Below are 17527 nucleotides of genomic sequence, written 5' to 3'. Positions count from 1 at the left end.
GAATCCTCTACCGTGTTATTTCATCGTGAATCACGGGAACAATAGCAACAGTTGATTTTGATTAGCTGACCCTTCGGGGAACGCAGTCGCTTACGGAGGTTATATCCTCCCGCCGCGCTGACTCACCGTAATCTATTGTTACCTGGAGCCATTGAGACGATATGCCAGCAACATCTTTTTACCCGGATGCCGCCTACAATTCCCAAAAGTCCCGCCAGGTTTTAGACCCAGATATCACGGTTGACGACGGTGATTTATCGGTCGAAGAGCTTCACGATTTGGAGATAGTTTCTGTTGACCCTGCTAGTTTTGGCGCAAATACTAATCGCCGCAGTACAGACCTGGTACGTCTATATCTTCAGGAAATTGGACGAGTCCGGTTGTTGGGGCGTGATGAAGAAGTTTCAGAAGCTCAAAAAGTTCAACGTTACCTACGGATGCGGACAGTACTTGCCAATGCTGCCAAGCAAGGTGATGCTGTAGTTGAGCCTTATTTGCGATTAATTGAAGTTCAAGAGCGTTTAGCATCGGAGCTTGGCCACCGTCCATCATTAGAAAGATGGGCTAATACTGCTGGTGTGCAAGTGTCGGATCTCAAGCCGATTTTGTCAGAAGGTAAACGCCGTTGGGCAGAAATTGCCAAAATCACAGTCGAAGAATTGGAGCAAATTCAATCTCAAGGACTGCAATCTAAAGAACACATGATCAAGGCGAATCTACGTCTTGTGGTTTCTGTTGCCAAGAAATACCAAAATCGTGGCTTGGAATTATTAGATTTAGTCCAAGAAGGAACTCTTGGTTTAGAAAGAGCCGTAGAAAAATTTGACCCCACCAAAGGTTATCGCTTTAGTACTTATGCTTACTGGTGGATTCGTCAAGGGATTACAAGAGCGATCGCAACTTCTAGTCGCACAATTCGCCTCCCAGTTCATATTACAGAAAAATTAAACAAAATTAAAAAAGCGCAACGCAAAATTGCTCAAGAAAAAGGTCGGACTCCGACTTTAGAAGACTTGGCAATTGAATTAGAAATGACACCATCTCAAGTGAGAGAAGTGTTGTTGAGAGTGCCACGTTCTGTTTCTCTAGAAACCAAAGTTGGTAAAGATAAAGATACAGAGTTAGGAGAATTGCTAGAAACCGATAGCGTGACTCCTGAAGAAATGTTAATGCGAGAATCTTTACAAAGAGACTTGCAAAATCTGTTAGCTGATTTAACTAGCCGCGAACGAGATGTCATTCTGATGCGGTTTGGTTTAGCTGATGGTCATCCTTATTCTTTAGCCGAAATTGGCCGCGCCCTGGATTTATCACGGGAACGAGTACGCCAAATTGAATCGAAAGCTTTGCAAAAGCTCCGTCAACCCAAGCGTCGTAATCTCATCCGCGACTATCTAGAGTCTCTGAGCTAATTGATGTATGAAGTGTAAAGTGTGTAGACGCGCTTTGCGTGGCTTCCTGTTCGCGTAGCATCTCCCTTGGGAAGAAGGGTAGCGTGACGTATGAAGATGAAGTTTTATCCTTCATTCTTTACACTTCTATAGATTTTTGACTTTGGATTCTTCCGTTTTAGCACAGTTAATTTGGATTTTAGTGCTAAAAATTCTCTAGCTTATGAAAAACTTTTGCAGCTAGTCTTGGCTATACTGCCAGACACTGCTGCTGAATTGTCCGAGAGTATGGGATCGCTACTCAAGTAGGGATTTAAGAACTTTACGGATTATTTATGGGAACTTAACAAAGATTGTCAATAAGCATTGTTTGTTGCAAATTGCTCCGAACATTTGTTATATTCTCAACTAATAGGCTTTGTTGAGAAAAATTAGTATGACTGTCTACACAACTACTTCACTCAAAGCAGAGTTAAATGAAAGAGGCTGGCGTTTAACTCCCCAACGAGAAACAATTTTACACATTTTTCAAGAGCTACCACAAGGTGAACACCTCAGTGCCGAGGATCTTTACCATCGATTAGAAACCGATGGCGAAGGTATCAGCCTTTCAACTATCTACCGGACGTTGAAGCTGATGGCACGGATGGGCATTTTGCGGGAATTGGAATTAGGCGAAGGTCATAAACATTACGAAATTAACCAACCTTACCCGCACCATCACCACCATTTAATTTGTGTCCGGTGCAACAGTACAATTGAGTTTAAAAACGATTCGATTTTAAAAATTGGTGCGAAAACTGCTCAAAAAGAAGGGTTTCATTTACTCGACTGTCAAATGACCATTCATGCAGTATGCCCCAAGTGCCAAAGGGCATTAATGCCGCTATAGCATTGGGGCAGGATAACCAAAGAATTTTGGATTTTAAATTTTGGATTTTGGATTGATCAATCAGCCAATCTAAGACTCAATTGGTGATAGACCAAAAAATCTAAAATTGGCAGAGTTATCGGAGGGAAGCAACCTATTGGGGATTCACATCGACAAGCCATAGCGGATGTTAAAAGCGTCCGCTTCTAATATCACTAAGACTGACACCGTAAAATTCTTGGGCTTGCTTAATGGCTTTTCTTGTGTCTTCTGCCATAACACCATTGAGCTTTCCTTTATAAAAGCCCTTGTCTCGCAGCCGTCGTTGAATTTCTAAAACACTAAAGTCGCTTTTGGGCGCATTGCTCACCTTACTATATAACCTAGCTCTGGTGGTAGGGCCAGCAATTCCACTGGCGGCTAAGTAATTGTCAGATTGGAAGCGGCGTACAGCATCGGAAGTGTAAGAACCAAAGTAGCCGTTTGGTTCTCCTTGTAAATATCCGGCTTTAATTAATTGTTCTTGCAGCATTCTCACGGCTTCACCGCGATCGCCCATGCGAAGATTATCTTTATCAGCTGCACGTCTTGGCGGAGCATCTTCACCATAACCTACACCACTCCCTGGCAGTTTGCTGATAGTTGCCGGGCCAACAATCCCATCAACGTTTAGTTTATAGGCTTCTTGGAACCGCTTCACCGATTCTTCGGTAATGGGGCCAAATATCCCTGTCGCATTTCCGTAGTAGTAACCTGCTACCCGCAATTTTTCTTGCAGAACTCTCACTTGTTCCCCTTCATCACCTCTCATCAGGTATTGAGAATTACTGCGTTTGGTAGCTTGGGTTGTGGTTTTGTTGACTGATGTACTAGATGTACTAGCAGCCGCAACTCTTGTGGTTTGAGTTGTCCGCACAACTGTTGGTTTTTTTGTACTAGATGTACTAGCAGCCGCAACTCTTGTGGTTTGAGTTGTCCGCACAACTGTTGGCTTTTTAGCTTGGTTAGTTGCAGATGACTTACGCCAGTTGTCTAGTTTTTGGATGGCGCTTGCACCCATCACACCGTCAACAGGTAAACCCGCAGCTTTTTGGAAGCGTCGGACAGCTTCTTCTGTGGGGAAATCGTAAACTTGCGTGATAGGTGCTTGATAAAAGCCTGCTTGTTGGAGTTTTTGTTGCAGACTTCTCACAGAAGGGCCTTGATCTCCTCGCTCTAGAGCCAAGACACTATTAACACTACTGAGAATAGACAAGGTAAGCGCCAGAGGTAACATATACTTCCAAGCCTTACCAGAGAGTTTACTCCAGTCTGGGGCTGAGGCTTTGTTTAATAAATCACTCAGCAACACCAAGTCACTGGATTCACAGTCTTCATAGGCGAAAGCTAGGTGCAAATATGCAAGGTTGTCCATAGTAGATTCCTACACCGTTGATTTGTCTGGAATATATTTTTCTTCGATGGCTGCTTCTGCTTGATGTACTAAATTTCTTAAATTTTCCAGTGTCAGTATATCGACATTCTCCCATAAACCACGCTGGTGTGCTTCAAGTAATCTTTCAGCAATATCACGCAACGCATGAGGATTATTGTACTGAATAAATTCGGAAACGGTAGTATCAAATAAATAAGACTCCGCTATCCCTTGATACATATAGTCTTCTACGCATTTGGTCGTGGCATCGTAGGCGAATAAAAAATCAACAGTTGCTGACATTTCAAAGGCACCTTTATAACCGTGGCGCATGACTCCGGCAATCCACTTAGGATTAATCACACGGGAACGATACACTCGCGCAATTTCTGTTTGCAGTTTGCGAATGCGGGGATTAGCGGGAATAGAATGATCACCGAAGTAAATTTGCGGATTTTTACCTTGCAAAGAACGGGCAGCAGCCGTTAAACCACCTTGAAATTGATAATAATCATCAGAATCGAGCAAATCATGTTCGCGGTTATCTTGGTTTTGCAGAACAATTTGCATTTGCTGTAAACGTTGCCCAAATGCTTCTGGCGCAGCAATTCCGGTGAGTTTGCCCTTTTCTTGGCTGGCAGTAATGCTGCTGTAGGCGTAACAACTCCAGTTGATGTAGGCGCGGGCTAAATCTTGGTCATCAGTCCAATTTTGCGATTCCATTAAACCTTGGAGTCCCGCACCGTAAGCACCGGGTTGAGAACCAAAAATGCGATAACGCGATCGCAACTTGGCCTCTGATTCTGGTAATCCTTGCGTTACCCAATACTCTGTATCTTGCTGCACTTGCACTGCTAAGGGATTTTCCTCTGGCGATTCATCCAATGCGGCGACTGCGATCACTGCTTGTTCAAATAAGTCAATCAGATTGGGGAAGGCATCACGGAAAAATCCAGAAATTCTTAAGGTAACATCTACACGCGGACGACCCAAAATCGACAAGGGTAAAATTTCAAAATCGATGACTCGCCGCGCCGCACCATCCCACACAGGACGCACACCCAACAAGGCTAAAGCTTCAGCAATGTCATCACCACCAGTCCGCATGGTTGCTGTCCCCCACAAGGATAAGCCTAGTGTTTTGGGATACTCGCCATGTTCTTGGGTGTAAGTTTCAATTAAGTTCTCTGCTGCTTTTCTACCGACATCCCAGGCTGTTTCGGTGGGTAAGGCGCGGATATCTACTGAGTAAAAGTTTTTGCCTGTGGGTAAAACTTCTGGTCTGCCGCGTGTGGGTGCGCCGGAAGCACCACTGGGGACGTATCCGCCGTCAAGTCCATGCAGTAAGTTGGTGATTTCTGCGGGTGTTTGTTGAAGGGCGGGGAGGAGTTTGGTGTTGATCCAGTCTAGGGTTGTGTTGAGTGCTGAGTGCTGTACACTGAGCGAAGTCGAAGTGTGAGTGCTGAGTGCTGAGTGGGGGAGTTGTTCTACTAGTTCGGCGGCTTGTTGTTCTAGGAGTTCGACTACATCGCCGATGGTGCGACAGGATTTTATTTTCGCGCAAAGGCGCAAAGGCGCGGAGAGTGATTCTGAGGGGGTGAAGGGGGCGCTAAATTCGTCGGTGAGGGGGTCGATGTCTAATCCCCAGGCTTGGGATAGGGCGCGGGTGATGCCGATGGAGTGGCGGTTGGGGATACGGGCGATCGCAACTATTAAGTCGCGTAGTTGTCTATCTTGGGGACATTGCCCGAATATATGCAAACCGTCGCGGATTTGAGCTTCTTTGAGTTCGCATAGATAACCATCTAATGAGTTTAATATTGATAATTCAAAGTTGAAGATGGCTTCTTTGTTTTCTAGTCCTAAGTCGAGGTGGAGGTTTTCGTTGATGACGAGTTCGCGGATGCGATCGCGGATGGCTGGTAATCGAGAAGGATCTAAGCTTTCGGCTTCGTAAAATTCATCAATTAAGTTTTCTAATTGTTGCAAAGCCCCATACAATTCTGCACGAGTCATTGGTGGTGTGAGATGGTCGATAATCACCGCTTGGGCGCGGCGTTTGGCTTGGGAACCTTCACCCGGATCATTAACAATAAAGGGGTAGAGGTGAGGCATTGCACCAAAAGCAACTTCGGGATAACAATCGCTGGATAAAGCTAAACTTTTCCCTGGTAGCCATTCCAGGTTGCCATGTTTGCCAAGATGTACCACAGCATCCGCACCAAAGTATTCTCTTACCCAGTAATAAAAGGCTAAATAAGTGTGGGTTGGTTCTAAATCTGGGGCGTGATAATTCAAACTAGGGTCGATATCATAACCCCGCGCTGGCTGAATCCCAATGAAAATGTTGCCGAGTTGGATTCCGGGAATGGGAAAAGGAGAATGGGGGTAAGAAATTTCTTCTTGATTCTCTACTCCCGACTCCCCACTCCCGACTCCCCACCGTTCCTTAATACCTTGTTTAACTGATTCTGGTAATGAGGCGAAATATTCCTGATATGCTTCATTTGAAAGACTTTGCTGAATGGGGCGTAATTCTCTGGCTTCGGGGTCATTGGTTACGCCATCTGTAAGACGTTTGATTAATTCGTTACCATCTTTTGGCAAGTCATCTACTGCATAACTAGCCATTTGTAAGGCTTTGAGAACTTCTACGCAACTGGCGGGAGTATCTAAGCCAACACCATTAGCAAGGCGACCATCGCGGTTTGGGTAGTTAGCCAAAATTAGGGCAATGCGCCGTTCTTGTGGTGGTTTAGTTCTGAGACGTACCCAATTAGCCGCAAGTTGAGCGACAAAATCGATGCGATCGCTCACTGGTTCATAAACAACGACATCTGTTTCTAAGTCAGAATTGCGTGTTTGCAAAGCTTTAAAAGATACTGCGCGGCTGATAATTCTGCCGTCTACCTCTGGTAGTGCCACATTCATGGCAATATCACGGGGAGACAAACCTTGAGACAGTGACTCCCACTGTTCCAGCGAACCACCACTGAGAATTACTTGTAAAACTGGCACATCTAGTTTTTGCCAAATTTCTGTTTCGGGTGCTTCTGTGTCTAAACGCGCCAAAGAAAAACTAGTAGTATTCAACAGGATGGCTATTTGTTCAGCATCTTTTGGCTGGAAAATTTCACTCAATTCATCTTGTACGCTGGGGTCACGTAATGAAGAAACAAACACTGGCACTGGTTGTAAGTTTCTGTGCGCTAAAGCTGTACACAAAGCATCAATTACCTGAGTATTTCCCGCCAGATAATGAGCGCGGTAGAACAAAATACCCACTTTGGGGATTGGGGAGTCGGGAGTTGGGAGTCGGGAATCGGGAAGAGGAAGTTCGGGATTTTTCTTTCTGTATTCCTCCTGTGTGAGTAAGGCTGTTTCACCACTCCCCACTCCCCACTCCCTACTCCCAATTGTCCATTCATACAAACCCACACGAGGAACAATTTGCGGTGGTAGGGGTTGAAAGGATGTTTCTAAACAAGTGTCAGCAATAAATTGCAAAGCATTAACAAAATTATTAACACCGCCTTCATTGAAGTATTGCCATGCTTGGTTAACAATCTCTACAGGTACAGTAGATTGAGCAACTAATTCTGGGTCGAGGGCATCATCTCCAGGCATTACAATTAAGGTTGTACCGTTACGTTGTACAATTTCCTGCACGACTTCTAAACCGTAACCCCAATATGCACGTCCGCCTAAAAGACGTAAAATAATTACCTCGGCAAGTTCTAAAACTTGCTCGCTGTATGTGTCAATAGTGATTTGTTGTTGTAACTGCAATAAGTTAGCGACTCTTAATGCAGGAAAATTCGTCGGTAATTTGGTAACTGCTGCTGCCAAAGTTTGAATGTCAGTATCCGCAGCCGTAATAAATATAAACGGTGCTGGAGTTTGTTCTAAAAACATTAAACTTTCTGACTGATTCCATCCGACTGATTTAGCATTTATTCGGTGCATGATCCCGCCTTACCGTCTTAAACTGTTGGTTAGAACACGATTTAAAGAACATTTCAGCCTAGCACAGCCAGTTGCTAAACAAGAGGTAACACCTCCCATAAACTGGTTCTTCAACCCCTCTCACTAGACTTTGAAAATGCTTAGTTCACCTGATTTGAGCTTTTCTCAAAATTTGCCTTTAGTTGTATTTAATCAGCTTGGGGAATTGTTACAGCAAATGGCTCAATCTGTTGAAAGTTCTGTGCTAGTGCTGACAGAATCTGTGCTGGCTAGAGTTCTCATAACTGAAGAATGGCAAAGTCAAAGATTCATTTTGGTGGTTTCAGAACAGTTTAGTGCGCTGTTACGAGGCGCTTTGACGCAGGAGGAGCAAGAAGCAGAAGAAAATCCCCACTCCCCATTCCCAACTCCCAACTCCCAACTCAGCACTAGCTTGACGTTTAATTCAGAAGCGATCGCCGATTTTATTAACAATTTGAAGGGTTTGTTTGCTAGTGATTCCGAGACTTATCAAAATCTTGACTACTACAGTCAAATTCTCCGCCCTAATGATGCTACCCTTCAAAGTCGATTCACGCTGTTGTTATTAGAGTATCTGCTACCTCAAAAACATCAGGCGGTAACAGAATCTTTTAATACCAGTCAGTCAGAGAATGCTTGTCAAGCGATTGAAATTGCTTTACAAAAACAAATCTCCCAAGAGCGATTGTTAAATCAAGTTACAACTCAGATTCGCAAAAGTTTAGATTTGCCAGTGATTATGGCAACTGCGATCGCCCAAGTGCGTGAGTTTTTGAAGTTAGACAGGTTAGTAATATATAAATTTGAAAGGTCAGGGGTCAATACCCAAAACTCTACAGCAAATGGGCAGAGTCCTACTCCATCCCTGATCTCAGACTGGCAAAAGTATGGTGGTTGCATTGTTTATGAAGTCAGGGCGACGGATGAGATTTCTTCGGTGTTACATTCCCAAGAGACAACTTGCTTTACTCGCCATTCGCTTTGCTGGGAGAAGTATCGCCAAGGTTTTACCTTAGTGGTGGAAGATGTGGAAAAAACTTATGCGCTGGAAGAGTGTTTGTTGAATTTTCTCCGCGCTAATCGAGTTAGGGCAAAGTTAGCAGCCCCAATTATGTTTGAGGAAAAACTCTGGGGTTTGTTAATTGCTCATCAGTGCGATATTCCGCGCCAGTGGACTGACAATGAGCGAAATTTACTTTCTTCAATTGCTGAACAATTAGCGATCGCTATTCATCAATCAGAGTTAATGCGATCGCTCACTCAAGAAAAACAAACGCTCGAACAACGAGTGTTAGAGCGTACAATGGCTTTACGTGATGCTTTATTAGCTGCTGAAGCTGCCAGCCGTTTACGTAACGAATTTCTTGCCACCATTAGTCATGAATTACTCACACCGTTAACTTATGTAATTGGGATGTCTTCTACTTTGTTACGTTGGCCGATAGGTGAATTGAGCCAACGACAACGAGATTATCTGCAAACCATCCACGACAGTGGCGAACATTTATTAGAAATGATTAACGACATCCTGGATTTATCACAAATCGAGGCTGGAAAAACAGTTTTAAATATTAATGAATTTTCTTTGGCAAAGATAGCGGAAAGTGCTATATCCGCCTTAATTGATAAAGCGAATAACCAACAAGTTACCCTCAAACTGGATTTACTAATTGATCCTCGACGCGATATCTTTAGTGCTGATGCCGAGCGTATCGAACAAATTTTATGGAATTTGTTAACCAATGCGATTAAATTTACACCAGAAGGTGGCAGTGTTACTCTCAGAATTTGGGTAGAAGATAATACTGCTGTTTTTCAAGTTGAAGATACAGGAATTGGGATTTCTGAAGAGCAATTACCATTAATGTTTGAGAAATTTCAGCAGTTAGATACGCCTTATCGTCGCCGTTATGAAGGTACCGGATTGGGTTTAGCTTTAACTAAACAACTGGTAGAATTGCATCGGGGTCGAATTGAAGTAGAATCGACTGTGGGTATCGGCTCTATTTTTACTGTCTGGATACCTCCCCAGTCTGCGAAAGTTCTCAGTGCTGATTCATAACTGATGAATTTTGCGATCGCTCCAGTTCAGTTGTTAAAAAAATATTTTGTTTGCTCACGTAAAGACAAGGGAGAAAAGGGAGACAAGGGAGATAGATATTTGTAAATGATTTAGGGTTGCTATACGTAATCAATGTGAATATGAAAGTCAAATACAAATAAAAATTCTACTATGGCAGAAATTGAAGACTTGGGTGTAAGTGTAGAAGAATATTTAGATGGATTGGCCGCAGGCATTGACATTTTGGAATTGAAGCGGTTAGAAGCCAAGGGGATTCCTACCCATTTAGCTTTAGAATTGATGGAAATTACGCCAAAAGTAATTGATGGCACAGCTACTCCTGAAGAAGTTGTCAGAGGATTAATGATTCTGACTCCATCTCTCAGAGAGCAACTGGAATAATTGAGATTGTATAGGACTCATATTTGATTTATGAAAAAAATCAGTACACCCAGGTCAGGCTTTTTTCCTACTCCCTACTCCCCATTCCCTACTCCCAGCCTACACAACTAGATTCAGAAATCAAATCGGATTCCTATATATACAGTAGTTCTATCTCAAATGACCAATGACCACTTAATTCATACCTTAAAAAACGGACTGATTGTATCTTGCCAAGCGCCTGTTGATTCACCTCTACATGAACCAACTATTATTGCTGCAATGGCGCAGGCTGCGGTTAATAATGGTGCTGTTGGTGTACGTATAGATACTCCAACTCATATCCGTGCGGTAAGAGAGCGAGTGCAAGTGCCGATTATTGGGTTATGGAAACAAGTAATTCCTAAATACGATGTATACATTACACCCCAGTTTCATCATGCTACGGCTGTGGCGGTGGCTGGAGCCGATATAATTGCGATCGATGCTACAACAAGGCATCGTCCTGATGGTGAGACAGTGGCAGAGATTATCAGCCGCATACATCAGGAATTAGAGAAACCAGTGATTGCTGATGTGGATACAATTGAGTCCGCTAAAGCCGCCGCCTCTGCTGGTGCAGATATTGTAGCAACGACTCTTTATGGCTATACTCCCAAAACTAATAATGATTCTCCACCTAGCTGGGAACTTTTAACTCAGATATTAGAGGAGTTAAAAGTTCCGATAATTTGTGAAGGAGGAATTTCTTCACCGCAAATGGCACGTCACGCTTTAAATTTAGGTGCTTATGCTGTTGTAGTTGGTACTGCAATCACTGGCATTGATTTGCAAGTGAAGAATTATCAACGAATCATGCAAAACTGAGGATAATGTTGAATACTATTCCACGGAATTCCTGATACAAATTCCTTGACCTGCTCTTGCTACTCTAGGGCAGGTTTATTTCAGACAATCAGCTAAGAATGCTACCTTCTTTCTAATACCCTGCTTGCTTATCTACGAAATTACGTAAAGGCTGAGAAGTTTGGTAGCGGTTGAAGTTGTCCAGAAATAATTCCACTGAACGCTGTTTGACTTTGGGAGAATGACCAGAACAGTGAGGGGTAATAAAAATATTGGGGACTGACCACAAAGGGCTATCATCTGGTAATGGTTCTGTAACTACTGTATCTAAAGCAGCACCAGCAATCCAACCTTCGGTGAGGGCTTTAATTAAAGCTGATTCATCAACCACAGCACCACGAGCAATATTAATCAGATAAGCATGAGGCGGCAGCGATCGCAATACAGTCTCATCAATTAAATTATGGGTTTCTGCTGTCAGGGGTGTTGCAACTACAACATAATCCGCCTCTGGTAAATATGAACGCCATTCATTAACACCGACAACCTGATCAAAATTTGCTAATTCTTGTGGGTGGCGACGAGTACCAATAATTTTCATCCCAAAAGCTTTAGCACGAGCAGCGATCGCTTGACCAATACCACCAGCACCGATAATTAACAAAGTAGCATCAGTTAATTCTTGAATCGGAAAACCTCTTTTCCAGTGGTGTTCTGCTTGTAAGGCTTGCAATTCAGCCAGATTTTTAGCATGAGCAAGTATATAAGTTAAAACAAATTCTGCGATCGGAATTGCATGAACACCTGCACCATTCGTCAGAATCAAGTCCCGTTCTAAATAAGTCGGAGTCAAAATATGATTTACTCCTGCATTCGGCGCATGATGCCAACGTAAAGCGGGTGCGGCTGCTAACACTTTATGCAACACATTGCTTTTGAGAAAAAACCAACTTAAATAAATCTCTGCATCCGTCGCATTTTGATCAAGATTGCCATCACTATCAACCAGTACAACCTTAGTATCTGCCGATAGATGTGGCTCAATTTCGGCAGCGATTTCGATAGGCAAAATGATTTTCATAGTTTAAGTCACCGAATTACAGGGTCGTTTTTTCTTGTGCGGAAACTTGACTGGGATCAGGATATGATGGCGTAGATTTTTCTATGGACTTACGCCTCAAAACGAAAAATCAAGGGTTGTGGCGAGGGTTCAGGGGTATAGGGGAGCCACTGGCGTGGGCGGGTTTCCCGACTTGAGCCAAGTGGCGTGTGTACTGATTCAAAATCCTTACACCCCAAACCCTTTCACCCTTACACCCAATCTCCACAGATAATCTTTGTGCGTAAGTCCTGTTCTATCTACACCATCACAACCCCTACACTCCTTTGTCACACCCTTTACTTTTCCTATCACCACATTAGTCTTGAATTAATAACTGCCCAACTGCAATAATTCCTTGTAAGCATAGCTACCTTCTCGATTCATTACTTGGTCGAGAATTGTTTCTCTGATGCTCACAAATACTTCATTACCTCTATCTCTGGGGCGAGGGAGATTGACAGGTAAATCAAGAGCGATTCTGCCGTCTTCAATTAAAATTACACGGTCTGCTAAGGCTACAGCTTCTTCCACATCATGAGTTACTAAAAAAGCTGTAAACTGCTGTTCTTGCCACAGTTTTTCAATCAATTTTTGCATATCAATTCGAGTCAGAGCATCTAACGCGCCTAGAGGCTCATCTAATAGTAATAAACGGGGTTGACTCACTAAGGCTCTAGCTAAAGATACCCTTTGTCTTTGTCCTCCAGAGAGTACCGATGGCCATTCTTCCCCTCTATCATCCAATCCCACCTGTTCTAATGCCCACTGGGCTTTTTCGCGCCAATTGTTTTGTAATCCTAAGCCTACGTTTTGAATGACGCGCTTCCATTCCAACAAGCGGGGATCTTGGAACATCACTCTGACGGAACTACTCAATTTCCGTAATGGTTCTCCATCTAACAGAATCCCGCCAGCACTTGCTTTTTCTAACCCAGAGACAAGGCGTAATAAGGTACTTTTACCACAACCACTACGTCCAACAATGGCAACAAATTCTCCAGGTGATACTTCCAAATTAATGGAATTTAAAACAGTTTTTTTACCGAAAGCCTTCGTTAAATCTAAAATACTTAGTTGGGTTCCTTGTGGATGAATACTCATAATACCTCCTTAGTACATTGTCCATTTTTGTTTGTGAGAAAGCCTACTCCCTACTCTCTTTTCTGATGAGAAGTGAGAATTACTAGACATTTTGATAATTAGGATGCCAAGCCAACCATTTTCTTTCTAAAAATCTGGCAGTTGCATCTGCTAATTTGCCCAACAAGGCATAAATAAAAATACTCAAAACTACAACATCAGTTTGCATAAATTCACGGGCATTCATCGCCATGTAGCCTAATCCAGAATCAGCAGCGATTGTTTCGGCAACAATCAGTGTCAGCCACATAATTCCTAAAGAAAAGCGTACACCGACAAGAATTGAAGATAATGCCCCTGGTAAAATGATTTGCCACAAAAGTTGTACGGGCTTTAATCCATAGACTCGTCCCATTTCAATCAATCCTGGATTGACGCTACGAATTCCATGAAATGTATTTAAATATAAAGGGAAAAATACACCCATAGAGACAAGAAATAATCTGGCTTGATCACCAATACCAAACCATAAAATTACTAGGGGAATTAATGCCAAGTTAGGGATTGTTCGCAGCATTTGTAATGAACTATCCAAGAGTTTCTCTGCAACAGGAAAAATCCCATTGAGTAAACCCAAACTAAACCCAATACTGCCCCCAACTAAAAAACCAGAAATTGCTCTTCCGGCACTAATTCCTATATGTTGAAATAATTCGCCACTGGCAGCTAATCTAAGTGCTGTAATTACTACGCCACTGGGCGCAGGTAAAATCCGATTGGAAAGTAAACCAACTCTGGATGATAACTCCCAAAGTATGACTACACTAATCGGCACAATCCAAGGGACTATTTTTTGGACTTGCTGATTTTGGAATAACTCACTCAGCGAGATGCTGATATTTTTGGTGTTTTTTAAGGTAATAGTCATGAGGCACTCGTTAGTTGTTTCGCAAATTTTTCACTGGCGATAGAAGTCAAAACTGGTTGTGTGGATGGTGCCGATTCAGTTTGTAACGGCAGGTGCGGAAATAATAATTCGGCAGTCCGATACGCTTCTTCTAGATGGGGATATCCAGAAAATATGAAGGTTTCTATGCCTAGTTTTTGATATTCCAACATCCTGGCGGCTACGGTATCGGGATCACCAACTAATGCTGTACCAGCACCACCTCTGACTAATCCAATTCCTGTCCAGAGGTTAGGGCTAATTTCTAGAGTTTCTCGACTGCCGTTGTGTAGTTGCGTCATCCGTCGCTGCCCCTCGGAATCGGAACTAGCAAAGGCTTTTTGGGCTTGGGCGATCGCATCTTCATCGACGTATTTAATCAACTCGTTGGCTGCATCCCAAGCGGCGGACTCAGTTTCCCGCACAATGACGTGCAAACGAATCCCAAAACGCACGCTTCTACCTTGGGCTGCTGCTAGTTGCTTAACTTCAGCAATTTTTTGGGCGACTTGTTCTGGGGGTTCTCCCCAAGTTAAATAAGCATCTACGTGTTTGGCGGCAACACGCTGGGCTGCTGCTGATGAACCGCCAAACCACAGTGGCGGATAGGGTTTTTGAAGGGGTGGAAATAACAGTTTACCGCCTTGAATATCAAGGTATTTACCTTGGAAATCCACTGTTTCCCCACTCATAATTCCCCGCCAAACTGTGAGGAATTCATCAGTTAAGTCATAGCGATCGTCATGACTTAGATGCAAGCCATCCCCTGCTAATTGCTTTGGTTCTCCACCTGTGACGACGTTAATTAGCAATCGCCCATGCGACATTCGGTCAAACGTTGCTGCCATCCGTGCCGCAAAGCTGGGTGAACTAATTCCAGGACGAATCGCTACTAAAAACTTCATCCTTTTGGTAACAGAGATGAGTGAGGCGGCTGTTATCCAAGCATCTTCACAAAAAGGCCCTGTGGGCAATAAAGCGCCTGTATAGCCTAAGTTATCTACAGCTTGGGCAATTTGCTGTAAATACTCTGGAGTTGCATCCCGTCCCCCAAGTTGTGTTCCTAAATATTGTCCGTCACGCGCCGTAGGTATAAACCAAAGAATTTGCATTATTGTTAAGCTAACTTAATAAACTACGGTTTTTCGGTAGAGTTACCGTATTTAATAGTGATGATTATACCGTAAATCATGAGAAACACAAGTCCAAATTTGACAATTTCTTTTTTTTGTCTTAGAAGCTAAAGGTAGTCCGCAATGCACCTACCCAAATTGCATCATTAGCATCGTTATGTTCTGGACTTGTAATCACATAAAAAGTTGGTGTCACCCGCACGTTATCATTCACGCGGAATGTATAAAAAGCTTCTAAATGTAAAGACGTATCTGGGTCTTCCCGACGTGCGGCGTTTGCTCTAGGCCGATAATCGTTGCTCGTAACTTTTGGTGGTACACCCACGATAAATCCACCAACATTACCTTCTTTAAATAAGTCTGGAAAAGCAAGTGTGAGTGCGCCATTAATGATTGTGGCATCGTTATCAGGGCCACTTTCTTGATGAGCCAATGTATAGCCAAACCAACCACCGACAACAACGCGGCGGCTGGCTCTCCAATTAAATTGCAACCCAAAGTTATCGGTTGAGGTGGAGTTTTGTTCAAACGGATTTCTGGCGAAAGCACTACCTGTACCACCAGTTAAGTTAAACCCAGTTCTAGTCCCAAAATATTTATGTGCGTAGGTGAGACCAATATCTAACTGACGGCTGGGCGATAAAGTTAGCTGACTGAAAATGATGTTATTAGCATCAGTAAATCCGTTACCTGTGCCACTAGGATTACTAGCCTGGAGGTTATCGGCTGTGTAGCCTAAACTCAATTGTATTTGATTACTAAATTTGTAACCCAAAGCCGCACCAGCACCATCAAAACCAGGTCTGTAAACAGTTGGGTTAAATGTGGCAAATCGAGAAACAGCACCATTCAGTCCACCTATAGCAGAGTTTAAAGTTGGAGCATAAAGAGCTGGTTGCAATGCTCTTGGCCCTACCCAAATAGTGGCATTTTTCCCTAGAGGAAAACGGTAGACTAATTGGCTTAGAAATACGCCTTCATCATTACCTCTATCAAATGTAAACCGCGTCATGGCTGTGCCAGTGCTGCTGGTTAAGTTAGGAATAGTATTGGATGATAAGATGGCTGAAAGTTGGTCTCTGCCCGTAAAGCTAGTTTGTAAAATTAACCGAGAGCGATAGCCAAAAACGGTTTGAGTATCATCTTTTGTATCATTGGCGGGGCGATTGTTGGCGCGATCGCCAAAGGTATCAGCTACTATAAATACAGCATCACCCACTAGTTTAGTCGTAGTAGAAAATTGATTGGCTTCTACTTCCGCAGTCCGCGCTTCTAAACTATCTAGTCTTGCGCGTAATTGTTGTAATTCCGGGGCGAATTCTGCTTGTAGTTTTTCCAGTGTCGCTAAATCTTCTTTCTTAACTAAATCAGCAGTATTAGAAGCAATCAACTCACTCAGGCGGTCAAGTGCAGCATTTAAACCTGCGGCGAATTCATAGCGACTTAAAGCACGGTTGCCTTTAAATGTACCATCTGGATAGCCTGCGATCGTACCATAGCGTTCTACCAGAGATTGCAAGGCCTGAAATGCCCAATCTGTCGGTCTGACATCAGATAGTTGCGAAACTGATGTCACTTGTCCAGTCATTTCAGTGGCAGAATTGTTGACTTCTTCAAGTTGCGTAATTGTCTTGGGGATTTCTTGTGTTGCTTGAGTTTCTGTTGGTGTGACGTTAGAAACATCTGCATTTGCTACTGAAGATAGAAATAAAAATCCATAAAAAACGGTGGGGATCACTAGCAAATGTTTCCACAAAAATTTAGACATGGGTTGTTCTCACAAAATCTGGATTTATGTTCTAGCAAAGGTAATAAAACCTTATGTAAGAGCAAAAATAGGGATGATATTATTCCTGGAATTTATGTTTTCCAAGTTATTTAGTTGCAATATTTACTTGTTAACTATCAATCAATTTTTACAAAACAATTTTGTCAGCATGAAGGAATAATAATTTTAGGAGTTAAGATGCTGAGACAAAACAGAAAACATTGATCAAGCAAAGAATCGATTATCCTGGATTTTTGGGAAATTCCTATTTATGATTCCTGATTGCTGAATTCTTAAAAAATAATTAAACACTGAATCAATGCAAATGCTGATAAATTTTGTTTCCGACAATCCAAATCCTTTAGTTCCATAGATTATTAATTCAATTGCCCCGATTGAACTAATAAAATATTATTGATGATTCATTTTTTCAGATTTTATGGTGTATTTGTCAAGCGAAAAATTCAAATTTTTATACAAATTTCATGACAAATAAAAGTTGTTTGGAGAAAATTAAACATTTCTAGTAAAAATTTTTAACTGGCA

The 17527-nt window shown here is 42.7% G+C and carries 12 protein-coding genes; 5 read left to right on the top strand and 7 right to left on the bottom strand.

The genetic code is table 11. The features are described 5' to 3' along the window. Positions 1-161 precede the first annotated feature (161 nt). Both sigC and H6G28_RS09065 read left to right on the top strand, forming a co-directional pair. Entirely contained in the window at positions 162-1412 is a 1251-nt protein-coding gene (sigC, locus tag H6G28_RS09070) for an RNA polymerase sigma factor SigC (RefSeq protein WP_190590036.1), read from the top strand. Between the two features lie 415 nt (positions 1413-1827). Further along, a complete protein-coding gene (locus H6G28_RS09065; RefSeq protein WP_062295370.1) occupies positions 1828-2283 on the top strand; it encodes a Fur family transcriptional regulator in 456 nt (151 codons plus the stop codon). Between the two features lie 169 nt (positions 2284-2452). Here the strand turns inward: H6G28_RS09065 and H6G28_RS09060 are convergent, their stop codons facing one another. Together H6G28_RS09060 and cobN are read right to left on the bottom strand one after the other, a co-directional pair. Next, positions 2453-3676 carry a peptidoglycan-binding domain-containing protein gene (locus tag H6G28_RS09060; protein ID WP_190590035.1) on the bottom strand — a complete coding sequence of 408 codons (1224 nt, stop codon included), beginning with the start codon at positions 3674-3676 and terminating at the stop codon, positions 2453-2455. Positions 3677-3685: 9 nt separating this feature from the next. Continuing rightward, positions 3686-7642 (bottom strand): cobaltochelatase subunit CobN, encoded by a 3957-nt coding sequence (gene cobN / locus H6G28_RS09055; RefSeq protein ID WP_190670355.1) that lies wholly within the window; start codon positions 7640-7642, stop codon positions 3686-3688. Between the two features lie 136 nt (positions 7643-7778). Here cobN and H6G28_RS09050 point away from each other — a divergent pair, with 136 nt between their 5' ends. From H6G28_RS09050 to H6G28_RS09040, 3 genes are all read left to right on the top strand, one after another. After that, a complete protein-coding gene (locus tag H6G28_RS09050; RefSeq protein ID WP_190670353.1) occupies positions 7779-9725 on the top strand; it encodes a GAF domain-containing sensor histidine kinase in 1947 nt (648 codons plus the stop codon). A gap of 171 nt (positions 9726-9896) precedes the next feature. Next, the gene (locus H6G28_RS09045) at positions 9897-10127 is read left to right on the top strand and encodes a hypothetical protein (protein WP_190590032.1); all 231 of its coding nucleotides are present in this window, start codon (positions 9897-9899) and stop codon (positions 10125-10127) included. A 159-nt stretch (positions 10128-10286) separates the two neighbouring features. Beyond that, a complete protein-coding gene (locus H6G28_RS09040; protein ID WP_190670351.1) occupies positions 10287-10973 on the top strand; it encodes an N-acetylmannosamine-6-phosphate 2-epimerase in 687 nt (228 codons plus the stop codon). Between the two features lie 112 nt (positions 10974-11085). Here H6G28_RS09040 and H6G28_RS09035 read toward each other — a convergent pair whose 3' ends face one another. From H6G28_RS09035 to H6G28_RS09015, 5 genes are all read right to left on the bottom strand, one after another. Next, positions 11086-12033, bottom strand: a complete 948-nt coding sequence (locus tag H6G28_RS09035) for a D-2-hydroxyacid dehydrogenase (protein WP_190670349.1) — start codon at positions 12031-12033, stop codon at positions 11086-11088. Positions 12034-12381: 348 nt separating this feature from the next. Continuing rightward, on the bottom strand, positions 12382-13155 hold the full coding sequence (locus tag H6G28_RS09030) for an ATP-binding cassette domain-containing protein (RefSeq protein WP_190590029.1): 774 nt from the start codon (positions 13153-13155) through the stop codon (positions 12382-12384). An 82-nt stretch (positions 13156-13237) separates the two neighbouring features. Continuing rightward, on the bottom strand, positions 13238-14062 hold the full coding sequence (gene ssuC, locus H6G28_RS09025; RefSeq protein ID WP_190590028.1) for an aliphatic sulfonate ABC transporter permease SsuC: 825 nt from the start codon (positions 14060-14062) through the stop codon (positions 13238-13240). Beyond that, on the bottom strand, positions 14059-15192 hold the full coding sequence (ssuD, locus tag H6G28_RS09020; protein WP_190670348.1) for an FMNH2-dependent alkanesulfonate monooxygenase: 1134 nt from the start codon (positions 15190-15192) through the stop codon (positions 14059-14061). Before ssuD ends, ssuC begins: the two co-directional genes overlap by 4 nt. 121 nt (positions 15193-15313) lie before the next feature. Next, complete coding sequence (locus H6G28_RS09015; protein WP_190670346.1) at positions 15314-16981, bottom strand: iron uptake porin; 1668 nt, start codon at positions 16979-16981, stop codon at positions 15314-15316. Between the last annotated feature and the right edge of the window lie 546 nt (positions 16982-17527).

The organism is Nostoc sp. FACHB-190 (genome assembly GCF_014696905.1).
GTDB lineage: Bacteria > Cyanobacteriota > Cyanobacteriia > Cyanobacteriales > Nostocaceae > Nostoc_B.
Note: the sequence above shows the minus strand (reverse complement) of the source record. Positions and strands in the feature narration are given on the sequence as shown.